The 15,184-nt window shown below is 62.8% G+C and carries 12 protein-coding genes and 2 pseudogenes; 9 read left to right on the top strand and 5 right to left on the bottom strand.

Features of this window, described 5'->3' with window-relative positions; translation table 11 throughout:
• Positions 1-26 precede the first annotated feature (26 nt).
• On the bottom strand, positions 27-266 hold the full coding sequence (locus PQR67_RS06425) for a hypothetical protein (RefSeq protein ID WP_408456033.1): 240 nt from the start codon (positions 264-266) through the stop codon (positions 27-29).
• 271 nt (positions 267-537) lie between these two features.
• On the opposite strand from PQR67_RS06425, the gene PQR67_RS06420 reads away from it, so the two are divergent.
• On the top strand, positions 538-927 hold the full coding sequence (locus tag PQR67_RS06420) for an RT0821/Lpp0805 family surface protein (protein WP_408456030.1): 390 nt from the start codon (positions 538-540) through the stop codon (positions 925-927).
• Positions 928-1,009: 82 nt separating this feature from the next.
• Positions 1,010-1,459, top strand: coding sequence for an NUDIX hydrolase (locus PQR67_RS06415; protein WP_408456027.1), 450 nt, complete (start codon positions 1,010-1,012; stop codon positions 1,457-1,459).
• 67 nt (positions 1,460-1,526) lie between these two features.
• Here the strand turns inward: PQR67_RS06415 and PQR67_RS06410 are convergent, their stop codons facing one another.
• Together PQR67_RS06410 and PQR67_RS06405 are read right to left on the bottom strand one after the other, a co-directional pair.
• Positions 1,527-2,450, bottom strand: a complete 924-nt coding sequence (locus PQR67_RS06410; RefSeq protein ID WP_408456533.1) for a transporter substrate-binding domain-containing protein — start codon at positions 2,448-2,450, stop codon at positions 1,527-1,529.
• A gap of 273 nt (positions 2,451-2,723) precedes the next feature.
• Positions 2,724-4,433, bottom strand: a complete 1,710-nt coding sequence (locus tag PQR67_RS06405; protein WP_408456024.1) for a glutamine--tRNA ligase/YqeY domain fusion protein — start codon at positions 4,431-4,433, stop codon at positions 2,724-2,726.
• A gap of 436 nt (positions 4,434-4,869) precedes the next feature.
• Between PQR67_RS06405 and ggt the strand changes: the two genes are divergently transcribed.
• Both ggt and PQR67_RS06395 read left to right on the top strand, forming a co-directional pair.
• The gene (ggt, locus tag PQR67_RS06400; protein WP_408456021.1) at positions 4,870-6,639 is read left to right on the top strand and encodes a gamma-glutamyltransferase; all 1,770 of its coding nucleotides are present in this window, start codon (positions 4,870-4,872) and stop codon (positions 6,637-6,639) included.
• Between the two features lie 133 nt (positions 6,640-6,772).
• Positions 6,773-7,333 (top strand): RBBP9/YdeN family alpha/beta hydrolase, encoded by a 561-nt coding sequence (locus PQR67_RS06395; RefSeq protein WP_408456019.1) that lies wholly within the window; start codon positions 6,773-6,775, stop codon positions 7,331-7,333.
• 62 nt (positions 7,334-7,395) lie between these two features.
• Here PQR67_RS06395 and PQR67_RS06390 read toward each other — a convergent pair whose 3' ends face one another.
• Positions 7,396-8,616 carry a CaiB/BaiF CoA transferase family protein gene (locus PQR67_RS06390; RefSeq protein ID WP_408456017.1) on the bottom strand — a complete coding sequence of 407 codons (1,221 nt, stop codon included), beginning with the start codon at positions 8,614-8,616 and terminating at the stop codon, positions 7,396-7,398.
• A 307-nt stretch (positions 8,617-8,923) separates the two neighbouring features.
• On the opposite strand from PQR67_RS06390, the gene alaS reads away from it, so the two are divergent.
• Positions 8,924-11,548 carry an alanine--tRNA ligase gene (gene alaS / locus PQR67_RS06385; protein WP_408456014.1) on the top strand — a complete coding sequence of 875 codons (2,625 nt, stop codon included), beginning with the start codon at positions 8,924-8,926 and terminating at the stop codon, positions 11,546-11,548.
• Positions 11,549-11,701: 153 nt separating this feature from the next.
• On the opposite strand, the gene PQR67_RS06380 is transcribed toward alaS, so the two are convergent.
• Positions 11,702-12,613 carry a LysR family transcriptional regulator gene (locus tag PQR67_RS06380; RefSeq protein ID WP_408456007.1) on the bottom strand — a complete coding sequence of 304 codons (912 nt, stop codon included), beginning with the start codon at positions 12,611-12,613 and terminating at the stop codon, positions 11,702-11,704.
• A gap of 123 nt (positions 12,614-12,736) precedes the next feature.
• On the opposite strand from PQR67_RS06380, the gene PQR67_RS06375 reads away from it, so the two are divergent.
• The 4 genes and pseudogenes from PQR67_RS06375 to PQR67_RS06360 form a co-directional block, all read left to right on the top strand.
• On the top strand, positions 12,737-14,032 hold the full coding sequence (locus PQR67_RS06375; RefSeq protein WP_408456004.1) for a YbfB/YjiJ family MFS transporter: 1,296 nt from the start codon (positions 12,737-12,739) through the stop codon (positions 14,030-14,032).
• Between the two features lie 169 nt (positions 14,033-14,201).
• Positions 14,202-14,318: pseudogene (locus tag PQR67_RS06370) on the top strand (threonine aldolase); the annotation flags it as partial.
• Positions 14,319-14,384: 66 nt separating this feature from the next.
• Positions 14,385-14,915 (top strand): NUDIX domain-containing protein, encoded by a 531-nt coding sequence (locus tag PQR67_RS06365; protein WP_408456002.1) that lies wholly within the window; start codon positions 14,385-14,387, stop codon positions 14,913-14,915.
• Between the two features lie 3 nt (positions 14,916-14,918).
• Positions 14,919-14,999 (top strand): annotated as a pseudogene (locus tag PQR67_RS06360) (acyl-CoA thioesterase); the annotation flags it as partial.
• Positions 15,000-15,184: the final 185 nt, after the last annotated feature.

The raw sequence follows: 15,184 nt of genomic DNA, 5'->3' as shown, positions 1-15,184 counted from the left end.
CGGTGACCGCGCCGCCGCGGGTGCGGTTACATGCCCGCGTCGGCGAGGATGTAATAGCAGCCGACCAGCAGCAGTGCGAACGACATCATGACGCATGCCATGCCTACGCGTGTCAGCAGATTGGGCCAGCGCGCGCGGGGGAGGTTGTCCATTTGCACGACGCGCCGCGCGAGACCGGGATCACGGACGATGGCGAACGGCACCAGCGCGGCGCAAAAGAGCGCCAGCGCGACAGTGACGGTTTCGAGAGCAAACGAGAGGTTCATAAGGCGGCCGTTGGAAGCTTGATCAGCGCAGCAGCGCAACAAACCTATCTTAAGAAGGCGTCTCATTAAAAAATATGAGACTGCTCCTAAAAGTGCCACGCGTCGCCGGCTGGTGCGTTCCCGACAGGCGGCAACTGGCCGCCGCGCGTTGCTGCGAGGCCGCATCCGCACGGTCACTTCGAGGGGGACATGCTATGCTTTTGAGGTCCAGATCACGAGCCGCCGTGAGCGCGCTCGAGAGAGCCGAACCACTCTTCGAGGAGAACCCTTCATGTCGATGCGAACCCGTGCCCTGTTTCACTTGACCGTCGGTGGCCTGCTGCTCGGCGGCGCCATCGGCGCGCAAGCGGCGAACCTCGGTTTCCTGAACGACACGCCGATTAGCTACATGAAGCAACGCGATATCGATTCGATCAAGAGCGCTGTCGTCACTGCGTTGAATGACAAGCAGGACGGCGAAAGTGCGAGTTGGGTCAACGAAGGCACTGGCAACAGCGTCAAGATCGACGCGACAATCACCATGGCCAGCACCGCGAAGGACGGCGAGCGCACTTGCCGCGACGTCGGTGTCGTCCTGAATGCGAAAGGGCAGTCAATGAACCTGCGTCCGCAGTTCTGCAAACAGGGCAGCGGCAACTGGCAATTGCAGAAAAAGCATTAAACATGCGGGCCGGTATGACAATGCGCGCCGGCTTGCCGTCGGTGCGGACTGAAGCCGTGCGTCCTTGCGGCGCGTTGCGTCGATGAGCGCGCGGGTCGTCTCGTGTGGCGTCGTGTTGCTCGACCCGGAAGGGCGGGTGCTGCTCGCACACGCCACCGAAACATCTCACTGGGACGTTCCGAAAGGCCACGGAGAAGAGGGCGAGGCGCCTCACGTCACGGCCTTGCGCGAAATGGTCGAGGAGACCGGTATCGTGATCGAGCCTGAGCGCCTGAAAGACCTCGGACTGTTCGTCTACCGGCGCGACAAGGACCTGCATCTGTTCGCGGTGCGTGCAACTGCCGACGAACTCGATCTCAGCGCGTGCACCTGCACGTCGCTGTTTCCGCGCCGCTCTGACGGCACGCTCATTCCTGAAATGGACGCATACCGCTGGGTCACACTGGACGAAGTCGAGCGGTACGCGAGCCGTAGCCTCACGAGGCTCTTTCAAACCACGCTTTCGCTTGCCGAGCTGCATCGAACGCTATAGCGCGTGCCGCTTTCGCCGCAGCGCGGGCTGCACTGGCAATCGCAACGCCCGCGTGTTGCCGAAGCGCTCAGTCGAGCGCTCGGTCGTTCGGATGCGCGAATAGCGTGCGGTTCTGTTCCGACAGCGGAAAATTCAGGTTGATGCCGCGAGGAGGAATCGGCTGCGTGAACCACTGGTTATACAGACGCTCCGCGTCGCCGGAAGTCTGGCCGCGCGCGACCACCCCGTTCACAAGCGTGCGCAGCGGCTCGTCGCCCTTGCGAAACATGCAGGCGTAAACCTCGTAGCCGAGTGGCGTGCCGGTCACCACGAAGTCTTCAGGGTGCGGGTCCGTTGACTTGAAACCGTACAGGATCGGTTCGTCCATCACGAAGGCGGCCGCCCGGTCATCCTTGAGCGCGGTGAAAGCTTCCTGATGATCGCGCGCGCTCGAGATGCGCATGTTCAGATGTTTCTCGGTGTTCAGGCGACGCAGCAGGCGTTCATCGGAGGTACCCGCGGTCGTCACCACCGCCTTGCCGGCCAGGTCCGGAAAATCCGTGATGCCGCTGCTCTTGCGCGCGATTATGCGTACCGCGTACTGGAAAAAGCTGTTCGAGAAGGCGGCGACGTTTTCGCGTTCCACTGTGTGCGTGGTCGAGCCGCATTCCAGATCGATCTGGTTGTTCAGCAACATCGGCGTGCGGTTCGACGAGGTCACCGTGATCTCGTGCACCTTCAGTTGCGGCAGGCCGAGCGTTTTCTTGATTTCGTCGACGATCTGCAGCGCGATGGTTTGCGAGTAGCCGACCGTGCGCTTGCCGTCGAAGTATGAGAAGGGAATCGACGCTTCACGCACGCCGAGCACGACCACGCCGTCGTCGTGAATTTTCTTCAGCGTGCCGGTGAGTTCGTCCGCGTGAGCGGGGTTGAGGAGCGACGCCGCACCGAATGCGGCCAGCGCGACGAGCGCGCTACGCGTGTTTTTTGCAACGAGTGCGATGCGATTCATGCGCGCAGCAGGCACGGTACGCGCGTGATGCGTGCCTTGTGCTGTGCTCGCCCATGTTCTTGCCCCGCGGCGGGCTGCAACTTTCATCGTGTCTCCCGGACTGGCGCGGGCCTGTGGGCCGCGCTGTCACATGTCGATGGAACATCGATGCAACGAAAAGGCGTGCATCCCGCTCGCGAAATGCACGCCGTGTTCAACGTCAGATAAGGCACGTTAGCTGCGCAAGTTCAAATGCACAACGTCAGACGCGCTTCGCGCCGTAGTGCCTCCAGCTTACGCCGGCTTGCCCCAACTGTCGCGCAAGCTGACGATGCGATTGAACACGGGCTTGCCCGGTTTCGAATCGACGCGGTCGGCGACGAAATAGCCATGGCGCTCGAACTGATAACGTTGTTCCGGCAGCGTGTCGCGCGCACCCGGTTCCAGGTAGGCGTTGACCACGCGCTTCGAATCCGGATTCAGCGCCTCGAGGAAATCGCGGCCACCGGCGTCCGGCTGCGGTTCCTTGAACAGACGGTCGTAGATGCGCACTTCGGCCGGGCACGCGGCGGCCACGCTGACCCAGTGAATGTTGCCCTTGACCTTGTAGTTGTTCGCGCCTTCGGTGCCCGATTTGCTGTCCGGGAAGTAGTTGCAGTGCACTGCGACGATGTTGCCGTTTTCGTCCTTGTCCGCGCCGATGCACTCGATCACATAGCCGTAGCGCAGGCGCACCTTGTTGCCCGGGAACAAGCGGAAGTAGCCCTTTGGCGGTGCTTCGCTGAAGTCATCGCGTTCGATCCACAGTTCGCGCGAAATCGGGAATTCGCGCACGCCGTGTTCCGGATGATGCGGATGGACCGGCGCGCTGCACGGTTCGCTCACGCCTTCAGGGAAGTTGTCGATGATCAGCTTGAGCGGGTCGAGCACGGCCGCGGTGCGCGGTGCCTTATCGTCCAGATCGTCGCGCAGCGCGCCTTCGAACACGCTCATGTCGATCCACGAATCGACCTTGGTGACGCCAATGCGCTCGCAGAACAACTGGATCGCTTCCGGCGTGAAGCCGCGGCGGCGCACCCCGACGATGGTCGGCATGCGCGGATCGTCCCAGCCCTCGACATGGCCTTCGGTCACGAGTTGCAGCAGCTTGCGCTTGCTGGTGATCGCGTAGGTGAGGTTCAGGCGTGAAAACTCGATCTGTTGCGGCAGCGGGCGCGTAAAGATTCCGGCCTCGGCCAGCTCGTTCAGAATCCAGTCGTAGAGCGGGCGGTGGTCTTCGAATTCGAGCGTGCACAGCGAATGCGTGATGTTTTCCAGCGCGTCCGAGATGCAGTGCGTGTAGTCGTACATCGGGTACACGCACCACGTGTCGCCGGTGCGGTAGTGATGCGCAAAGCGGATACGGTAGATAACCGGGTCGCGCATGTTGAAGTTCGGCGACGACATGTCGATCTTCGCGCGCAGCACATGCTCGCCTTCCTTGAACTCGCCGGCTTTCATGCGGCGGAACAGGTCGAGATTCTCCTGCACCGAACGCTCGCGGAAGCGCGATGGCGTGCCGACTTCGGAAGCCGAGCCGCGGTTCGCGCGGATTTCTTCGGCCGATTGGCTATCGACATACGCCTTGCCGCGCTCGATCAGCAGTTCAGCGAATTCGTACAGTTTGTCGTAGTAGTCGCTTGCGAAATAAAGCTGTTCCTTGCCGTCTTTTTCCCATTCGAAACCGAGCCAGCGCACGGAATCAATGATCGAGTCGACGTACTCGACACTTTCCTTTTCCGGATTCGTATCGTCGAAGCGCAGATGGCACACGCCGCCGTAGCTACGCGCCACACCGAAGTTCAGGCAGATGCTCTTGGCGTGACCGATGTGCAGGTAGCCGTTCGGCTCAGGCGGAAAGCGCGTTTCGACGCGCTGACCCCATTTGCCGGTGCGGTTGTCTTCGTCAATGGTGTTGCGGATGAAATTGGATGCCGCTGGCGCGTCGTTGCGTTCGGTATTCATGCGAGAAGGTGAAAGTCGGTCCGGGGGCGCGCAATACGCCCACTTATCCGTCAATTCTACCTGACGCGTTCGCCTGCGGCAGGCGAGTGCGGCGCGCAGCCAACGTTTGAGCGGTTTCGACTGTTTTTTAGGGTCGGGCGGGATCCTGCAAGCTGCATTTAAGCTGCTGTAACAGGAGGTAAAACGGTTTGTTGACGCACGCGCCGGCGACTTAGGATGCGGGCGGCATACTCGCCACCCGCGCGCCGCTCTACCTTTTCTGACGGGGCGCTGCCCACGTCCTGCCGCGCGGCGCGCGGCCGCGCAGCCGCGGCGCAGTGGAGCCGCCGTGCAGTCTGCGCCGTGCAGTCTGTTCAGGTCTCGCTCCCCTTTGTCGTTTTGCACGAGCTTCTACCGTTCGAGCAACATGGCGCCCTCAGTTCCCGGAGTTTCTCGGATGTCCATTCCGTCGCATGACGCGCCTCGCGTGCCTTTCGTCCCTATGCTTTTCGCCTCTCTGCCTTTCGCCCGGATCGTGACGGCCACGGCCGTGTTCGCCGCGCTCGCCGGCAGCTTCGTCGCACCGGTCCCCGCGCTCGCGAAAACGCCCCCGCCCAAGGCCGTACTGGAGGCATCGGCGGTTGCCGTGCCGGATCGGTACAGCGCTGACGCCGCGCAACAGATCTTTGCAGCCGGCGGCAACGCGGTGGACGCCGCTGTCGCGATCGCCTTCACGCTGGCCGTGACCTGTCCGGACGCGGGGAATCTCGGCGGCGGCGGATTCATGACGGCGTTCATGGACGGCAAACCGTATTTTCTCGACTACCGCGAGCGCGCACCGCAGCAGGCGACCCGTGACATGTATCTCGACGACAAAGGCAACCTCGTGCCGGGTATGAGCCTCGTCGGCCATCGCGCGGTAGCCGTGCCCGGCACCGTCGAGGGCATGTGGGAAGCGCAGCAGCGCTTCGGCAAGCTGAAATGGAAGCAGGTGCTGGCGCCTGCAATCCGTTACGCCACCGACGGCTTTCAGGTCGGACCGGGGTTGCAGCAGCGTCATGACGCTGCGGCGAAGAATTTCGCCGGCAAGACCAACTTCGACGCCTATTTCTCGAGCTTGAAAGCGGGCGCGATGCTGCGCCAGCCTGAACTCGCGCAAACCCTCTCGCGCATTGCCAGCGACGGCGGCCGCGAGTTCTACGAGGGTCGCACCGCGGATCTGATCGCCCAGCAGATGTACGGCCACGGTCTGGTTACGAAGCAGGACCTGATCCAATACAAGGCCGTGTGGCGCCAACCGCTCACCGCCGACTGGAACGGCTACAGCGTCGTGACCGCGCCGCCGCCGAGCTCAGGAGGGATCGGACTGATCCAGATGCTGAAGATGAAAGCCGATCTGAAGCAGGCGTTCGACGGTCTCGAGCTGAACTCCGCGCCGTATATTCACCTGATCGCGCAGATTGAAGACCGCGTGTTCGCCGATCGCCGGCAATACATCGGCGACCCCGACTCGTACACGATACCGGTCGACAAATTGACCGGTGACGCCTACCTCGCGCAACGCGCCGACGAAGTGAAACCCGACGAAGTGCCGGGCGCGACGCCGGTCAAAGGCGGCCTCGGCGACGCGCTGCCGGAGAAGGCGCAAACCACGCATTTCTCGGTGGTCGACAAGTGGGGTAACGCCGTGTCGAACACCTACACGCTGAATGGGTCGTTTGGTTCCGGCGTGGTGGTGGACGGTGGCGGCTTCCTGCTCAACGACGCGGTGGACGACTTCGAGACCAAACCGGCTGCCGCCAGCCCGCCGGGTGCAACGGCGAATGATCTGAACACGGTGGCGCCAGGACGCCGGCCGCTTTCGTCGATGACGCCGACAATCCTGTTGAAGGACAACAAGGTGTCGCTCGTGATCGGCACACCCGGCGGCTCGCGAATCCTTACGTCGATTTTCCAGGTCATGACCAACCTGTACGATTTCAACATGACGCCGGCCGACGCTTTGGCTGCAATGCGATTCCATCATCAGCTGCTGCCGCCGAAGACGATCTACTTTGAGCCGTATCATCCGATCACGGGCGAACTGGCCGACCAGTTGAAAGCCGAGGGCTACACGCTGGAAGGGCAGTCGTTCAACGGCGACGTGCAAATGATTCGCGTCGAAGGGGCCAAGCCCGAACCGGCGGCCGATCCGCGTGGCGTAGGTGTGGGCCGCGTGATGCCTTGATGTTTGGTTTGCGCGGCACGGCGAAGCAGATCTTTTGGGGAAGCGGGCCGCCGAGCGTAAAGCGTTTTGCGGGAACACACGTAGTGAACGCACTTTGAATGCGCTCGAAAAACGAACTGCAACGGGGAACACAATGAGCGGGCAAAAACTAAACGTACTCGTGCTGCCGGGCTACCTGAATTCCGGACTGGGCCACTGGCAGACGCGCTGGGAGGCGCTCGATCCCGCCTTCGTGCGCGTGCAGATGCCGGACTGGGAGCGTGTGGCGCGCGACGCATGGTGCCGAACGCTCGATGCCGCGGTCGCCGCAGCCGGCTCGCCCGTGGTGTTCGCCGCACACAGCCTTGGCTGTCTGACGGCCGCCTTCTGGGCGTCGCAGTACGCGAGCGTTGCGCAGTTGGCGAAGGTGGCGGGCGCGTTGCTGGTAGCGGTGCCCGATCCGTCCGGGGCCCATTTTCCGCAAGACGCCCATGGCTTCGCACCCGTGCCGCTGACGCGTTTGCCGTTTGCGAGCATGGTGGTGGCGAGCAGCGACGATCCGTACGGCAGCGTGCCGTTCTCGCAAGCTTGCGCGAGCGCGTGGGGCAGCCGCTGGATCGATATCGGCCCGCGCGGCCACATCAATGCCGACAGCGGGCTCGGCGATTGGGACGAGGGGCGGCGCTGGCTGGCTTCGTTAGGCGCGCGGACGTGAACCCTCATTTGTGCGGGCACCGTCGCCGGCCTCACTGAAAACCGGCGCGGCCTCAGCTCGCCTCAAATCACCGACTGGTCCCGCAACGCCGCAATCCGCGCCTCGTCATAGCCGAGCACGTCGCGCAGAATGCTGTCGGTGTGCTCCCCGAGCGTCGGCGGATGAGTCAAGGCTTCAGGCGGCGTGCCGGTCATATTGATCGGATTGCGCACCAGCTTGACCGTGCCGCCCGACGGATGCGGCAGATCGACCCGCATGCCGCGCGCCACCACCTGCTCGTTTTCGAACACTTCACCCAGATCGTTGATCGGCCCGCACGGCACACCCGCCGCTTCCAGCGCCGTGATCCATTGCTGCTTGCCCTGCAGGCGCACCATGTCGGCAAGGATCGGCACGAGCACGTCGCGATGGCGCACGCGAGCCGGGTTGGTGGCGAATCGCTCGTCGTCGGCGAGTTCGGCGCGCCCGCCTGCCTCAACGAACTTGCGGAACTGGCCGTCGTTGCCGACCGCGACGATGATCCAGCCGTCGCTCGTCTGAAAGGTCTGATAGGGCACGATGTTCGGATGCGCGTTACCCCAGCGCACGGGCGGCTGGCCGCTCGCCAGGTAATTCGAATTCATGTTGGCCAGCATCGCCACCTGCACGTCGAGCAGCGCCATGTCGATGTACTGGCCTTCGCCCGTACGATCGCGATGCGTGAGGGCCGTCAGCACGGCGATGGTTGAATACATGCCGGTCATCAGGTCGGCGATCGCGACGCCGGCTTTTTGCGGGCCGCCACCCGGTTGGCCCTCGCGCTCGCCGGTAATGCTCATGAAGCCGCCGATGCCTTGCACGATGAAGTCGTAACCGGCGCGCTGCGCATACGGCCCGGTTTGCCCGAAGCCGGTTACCGAGCAGTAGATCAGATCCGGCTTCACTTCCTTGAGCGACGCGTAGTCGAGGCCGTATTTCTTCAACTGCCCGACCTTGTAGTTTTCCAGCACCACGTCGCTTTGCGCGGCCAGTTCGCGGATGATCCGCTGGCCTTCAGGTGAAGCGATATCGACGGTGACCGAGCGTTTATTGCGATTCGCCGCGAGGTAATAGGCGGCTTCAGGCGTGTCGGCGCCCTCTGGTGTTTTCAGGTACGGAGGCCCCCAGTGGCGGGTATCGTCGCCGACTTCGGGGCGTTCGATCTTGATGACGTCCGCGCCGAAATCGGCGAGCGTCTGTGCGCACCAGGGCCCGGCGAGCACGCGTGTGAGATCCAGCACGCGGATATGACTGAGAGCGCCCATATTTTTCGTTGTCTCCAATGTAGCCAGAGCGGCGCGCATGGCGCCGCGGATGTGGGCAATCTTAAGCGATTCCTGCGCGTCGGCGCAGTCAGCCGAACGGCATAGGACGCGCGGCACGCCCTGGCGTGTCGCCCGCCACCCGGCCAAACCTGGCCGAATGGCTAACGCGACGAGGCCGGGGCAGGGGCGCTGCCGCGCACGCTCGCCGATCCCGTATAATCAGTCGTTTAAGAAACAAACAGTTGGCGCATCTCCATGATGCCGCCGGTAACAGCCAGGGAACTGGCAAACCCGTCCCCCGCACGCTATGAAAGCCGCCGAAATCCGCGAGAAATTCCTCAAGTTCTTCGAATCGAAGGGCCATTCGATCGTTCGTTCGTCGAGCCTTGTGCCCGGTAACGACCCGACACTGCTCTTCACCAATTCGGGAATGGTGCAGTTCAAAGATGTGTTCCTCGGCGCCGAATCGCGTCCGTATTCGCGCGCCACGACCGCGCAGCGCAGCGTGCGCGCCGGCGGCAAGCACAACGATCTGGAAAACGTCGGCTACACCGCGCGTCACCACACGTTCTTCGAAATGCTGGGCAATTTCTCGTTCGGCGACTACTTCAAGCGCGACGCGATCCACTACGCGTGGGAGTTGCTGACGGGCGTGTATCAGTTGCCGAAAGACAAGCTGTGGGTCACCGTCTATCACGAAGACGACGAAGCGCACGACATCTGGGCGAAGGAAGTGGGCGTGCCGGTCGAGCGCATCATCCGCATCGGCGACAACAAAGGTGCGCGCTACGCGTCGGACAATTTCTGGCAGATGGCCGACGTCGGCCCATGCGGTCCGTGCTCGGAAATCTTCTACGACCACGGCCCGGACGTGTGGGGCGGCCCCCCTGGATCGCCTGAAGAAGACGGCGACCGCTACATCGAGATCTGGAATCTCGTGTTCATGCAATTCAGCCGCGACGCCCAAGGCAACATGACGCCGCTGCCCAAGCAATGTGTCGACACCGGCATGGGTCTGGAGCGTATCGCAGCCGTCTTGCAGCACGTGCACAGCAACTACGAGATCGACCTGTTCCAGGCGCTCATCAAGGCCGCGGGCCGCGAAACCGGCGTGGCCGATCTGACCAACAACTCGCTGAAGGTGATCGCCGATCACATTCGCGCGTGCTCGTTCCTGATCGTCGACGGTGTGATTCCCGGCAACGAAGGCCGCGGCTATGTGCTGCGCCGTATCGTGCGCCGTGCGATCCGCCACGGTTACAAACTGGGCAAGAAAGGTTCGTTTTTCCACCGCATGGTGCCGGACCTCGTCGCGCAAATGGGTGACGCCTATCCGGAACTGAAGGACGCGGAACAACGCGTGACCGACGTGCTGCGTCAGGAAGAAGAGCGCTTCTTCGAGACCATCGAGCACGGCATGTCGATTCTCGAAAGCGCGCTGGCCGATCTGGAGGCGAAGGGCGGCAAGACGCTCGACGGCGAACTCGCGTTCAAGCTGCACGACACCTACGGCTTCCCGCTCGATCTGACGGCAGACGTGTGCCGCGAGCGCGAAGTGACGGTCGACGAGGCCGCCTTCGACGAAGCCATGGCGCGTCAGCGCGAGCAGGCTCGCGCGGCCGGCAAGTTCAAGATGGCGCAGGGCCTCGAATACACGGGCGCGAAGACCACGTTCCACGGTTACGAAGAAATCATCTTCGACGACGCGAAAGTGATCGCGCTGTATGTCGACGGCGCTTCGGTGAAAGAAGTGAACAACGGCCAGCAGGCGGTCGTCGTGCTCGATCACACGCCGTTCTACGCGGAGTCAGGCGGCCAGGTCGGCGACCAGGGTGTGCTGGCTAACGCGAGCGTGCGCTTCGCGGTGACCGATACGCTGAAGGTGCAGGCGGACGTGGTCGGCCATCACGGCACGCTCGAGCAGGGCACGCTGAAGGTCGGCGACGTCGTGAAGGCGGAAATCGATGCAGTGCGTCGTGCCCGCACTGAGCGCAACCACTCGGCCACCCACCTGATGCACAAGGCGTTGCGCGAGGTGCTCGGTTCGCACGTGCAGCAGAAGGGCTCGCTGGTCGATGCGGACAAGACCCGTTTCGACTTCGCGCATAACGCGCCGATGACCGACGAGCAGATCCGTCAGGTCGAAGCAATCGTCAACGCGGAAGTGCTGGCGAACGCACCGGGCATCGTGCAGGTCATGCCGTTCGACGACGCGGTGAAGGGCGGTGCGATGGCGCTGTTCGGCGAAAAGTACGGCGACGAAGTGCGCGTGCTCGACCTCGGTTTCTCGCGCGAGTTGTGCGGCGGTACGCACGTGCATCGCACGGGTGACATCGGCCTCTTCAAGATCGTGATGGAAGGCGGCGTGGCGGCCGGTATCCGTCGCGTGGAAGCGATCACGGGCGATAACGCCGTGCGCTTCGTGCAGGATCTCGACGCGCGGATCAATGCGGCTGCGGCCGTGTTGAAGGCGCAACCGTCGGAACTGACGCAGCGGATCGTGCAGGTGCAGGATCAGGTGAAGTCGCTGGAGAAGGAACTCAGCGCGTTGAAGTCGAAGATGGCTTCGAGCCAGGGCGACGAGCTTGCCGGTCAGGCCATCGAAGTGGCCGGCGTGCATGTGCTGGCTGCCACGCTCGAGGGCGCGGACGTGAAAACGCTGCGCGAGACGGTCGACAAGCTGAAGGACAAGCTGAAGAGCGCAGCGATCGTGCTGGCCTCGGTCGAGGGCGGCAAGGTGAGTCTGATCGCCGGTGTGACGGCGGACGCCAGCAAGAAGGTCAAGGCCGGTGAACTGGTCAACTTCGTTGCACAGCAAGTCGGTGGCAAGGGCGGCGGGCGGCCGGACATGGCGCAAGCGGGCGGTACCGAGCCGGCGAATCTTGCTGCGGCGCTGGCAGGCGTGAAGGGTTGGGTCGAAGCCCAGCTTTGATTCGGGTTTGATTGGACCACGTGGGCCACGTGGGGCGCTGGTGGTTTTTGCGTCCCACGTGGCCCAAGTTGTTTTTTCGTTGGCGTGCCTTGCCGTGCCTCACGTTGGCCGGTTGCGGCGGCGGTTAGCGTTCTCCGCCGCGCAGGCAAAGCATCAAGCCACGCATACCGGTGCTGCGGCCGGTAACGGTACGGCATCCTCTCCCGACACAAGCGTCTGCCGCAGCGCATTGAGCGCAGACGAAAAATGCCCTCGCCGCCAGACGAGAAGCGTCTCGATCACGCCAATCTCGGGAAGCTCATGAACGGCGATATTGCTCGCATCGGTTTGCAGATCGAGCACGGATCGCGGTGCCACGGCCACTCCCGCGCCGGCAGCGACACAAGCCACGATCGCATGATACGAGCCAAGCTCCAGCACGCGAGCCGGCCTCACGCCATGCTCCAGATACCACTTCTCGATATACGACCGGTAAGCACATCCACGCTCGAACGCGATCAGCGTCGATAAAGCAATATCCCGCACTTCGTGAATCGGTCGATGACCGCGCGGCGACAGCATCACCAGCTCTTCGCGGAAAACCGGCACTGTTTCGAACAATTCGCCGAGCGCGGCCGGATCCAGCGGCGTCGCCACCAAAGCTGCATCCACTTCGAATTCGCGGACCCGCTCGATCAGCTTGCCCGTCGTGCCGGTTTCGAGTTCCAGTGCAACATCCGGCCACTGCTGGTGATAACGCGCGAGCAGGCCAGGCAGACGCGTCGCCGCGACGCTTTCCATCGTGCCCAAACGCAGGCGCCCGCTCGGACGATCCTCGCGCAGCGCATGGCGTGCCTCGTCGGCGAGTGCGAGCAAACGCTCCGCGTAGGGCAGCAGCGTCTCACCGGCCGGTGTCAGAACAAGGCGCCGGCCATCGCGGATGAACAGGTCGGTCCCCAGTTGTTCCTCGAGCTGCTTGATGCGCGTCGTGACGTTCGATTGCACGCGATTGAGCTTGGCAGCGGCGCGCGTCACGCCGTTTTCACGCACGACGGCACGAAAAATGGTCAAAGCGGCCAGATCCATGGTTCTCTCGGGACGATGGTTAGTATCCTAATTATTCATTTTTCGTGATTGAAAGGTCAAGCTAATATGGATTGAGGAAGCCGGCGACCGCCGGCCCGAATCCATTTACCGTCTGCTCATGTCATGAACGACCTTGCTTCCAGCGCGCACGACACCTCTGCCGAACGTCATGCTGCCCGCCGCGCAGCGCTTGCCTGCATGGTCACCTTGGCCGTGGCGCTCGGTATTGGGCGTTTTGCGTTCACGCCGCTCTTGCCGCTGATGCTTCACGGCAGTGTCTTTGGTCAACCGCAGATCGATATCCAGCATGGCGGCTGGCTCGCCTCGTTCAACTACGCGGGCTATTTCGTCGGTGCGCTCACCTGTGCGGCGCTGCGGGTCGAGCCGGCACGCATGGTGCGCATGGGCCTTGTTGCAACCGTCTTGCTGACGCTGGCAATGGGCGTAACAAGCCAATTCTGGCTCTGGGCCCTTGTGCGCTTCGTCGCCGGCGCGATCAGTGCCTGGACCTTTGTGTTCGCCTCGCAGTGGGGCTTGCGGCGGCTTGCCGAACTCGGCGCGCATGGGTGGGGCGGGGTGATCTATACGGGCCCGGGCGTGGGCATCGTCGGGACAGGTTTGCTGGTCAGCGCGGCGAGCGGTTACGGCGCCATGGTGGGTTGGATCGGTTTCGGACTGATCGCCGCGATCCTTTCGGCCGTGGTTTGGCCCGCGTTCGGGACCGTGACCCATATCGTTTCAGGAGGCGCGGCGGCTGCCACGGGCAAGGCAAGCGCCGCCAATCAGTCGAGCGCAAGTCCGGCAGCCGGTCAACGCGCTCCCACACGCCATCCCCGGCACCGCGCGGATGCCTTCTGGCTGGTCCTGCTATATGGCGTGCCCGGTTTCGGCTACATCATCACTGCGACGTTCCTGCCGGTGATCGCGCGCCACGCGCTGCCAGGCTCGCCCTGGCCCGATCTGTTCTGGCCGATGTTCGGGGCGGCGTTGATCGTCGGGGCATTGCTCGCGGCGCGCCTGCCGGTGCACTGGGACAATCGCACATTGCTGGCCGGCTGCTACGTGCTGCAGGCAGGCGGCATCGCGTGCGGCATCGTTTGGCCCACGGCGGGCGGCTTCTCGTTGGGCAGCATCCTGATCGGTCTGCCCTTTACGGCGATCACCTTGTTCGCAATGCGCGAAGCGCGGCGTTTGCACGGTGACAATGCGGCCGGTCTGATGGGCTATGCGACCGCGGCGTATGGCGTGGGCCAGATCATCGGCCCGCTGGTGGCCGCACCGATAGCCGAACACACGGGGTCGTTTTCGCCTGCTTTGTGGCTGGCGACGGGAGCGTTGCTGCTGGGCGCGGCCGGCTTGACGATTGTGGCGCACATCCCGCGTGGCCGCGGCCGGATGCCCGACTGCGGTTGCAACTAACGGCCTTTCCGTTCGACTCAGGGGCGCTCGCCCCGCCAATCCCCATCGCCGGAAAACAAATAATCCACCGGCGCACTAAAATGACCGCTTTCCTGTCATCTCAGTGCGCCTGTTGCCGGGCGCGCGGCCAGCCATGCAGCATTGCGCGTCCGATAACCATGCCGGCGTCTGGAAGTCCTCCGGGTTCATCGGCGCGGGCGGTTGCCGGCTAATGTGCGCGTGGGACACGCAGCCCGAAACCGTCGAGCGTGCCGCCGCCGAAGTGTGTGTACCGTGCATGGCCTGAAACCGTGTGACGTCCGCGCTGGAACAAGACAATCAGACACAGAACATAAGAAACGACCCACTCGCCATGACCGAATACCAATTTTGTCCGCGTTGCGCCAAGTCTTTGATCGAGCGCTCCGATCCCGAACATGAAGGCGGCCGGATTCGCCAGAGCTGTCCCGATACGGAATGCGGCTACGTCCACTGGAACAATCCGCTGCCGGTGGTCGCGGCGATCGTCGAATACGAGGGCAAGATCCTGCTCGCGCGCAACGCCGCCTGGCCCGAAGGCATGTTCGCGCTGATCACCGGTTTTCTGGAAAACGGCGAAACGCCGGAAGAGGGCATTGCCCGCGAGGTACTGGAAGAAACCTCGCTGCACGCGGAGACGGTCGAGTTGATCGGCGTGTACGAATTCATCCGCAAAAACGAACTGATCATCGCGTATCACGTGAAGGCGTATGGCACGGTCGCGCTGTCGCCGGAATTGCTCGAATACCGGCTGATCGAACCGGTCAAACTGCGTCCGTGGCGTGCGGGTACCGGTCAGGCGCTAGGTGAATGGATGCGGCGGCGCGGCTTGCCGTTCGAGTTTGTCGAAAAACCGGGGCAATAAGCGATGAACAAACCCACTCCCGCCGCGCGCAGCGCCTACCCGCATTTTCTGCCGATCACTACGCGCTGGATGGACAACGACGTTGTAATTTCTTATGTCGTCGAATAAAGGGGAATTTTGTTGACATCATGGGTATATGAATTGTCCATAAATTGACAAAAAACTCGGGATATTCCTTCATTTTAATAATGTTCCGGGTTTGCTTTCTTTGGAAGCAGTTGACGTGGATAAGCCGCAGGGGCTTGGCTGGTCTTCTTGAATTGCTGGAT

The sequence above is a fragment of the Paraburkholderia fungorum genome, from assembly GCF_046026025.1.
GTDB classification, from domain to species: domain Bacteria; phylum Pseudomonadota; class Gammaproteobacteria; order Burkholderiales; family Burkholderiaceae; genus Paraburkholderia; species Paraburkholderia fungorum_E.
Note: the sequence above shows the minus strand (reverse complement) of the source record. Positions and strands in the feature narration are given on the sequence as shown.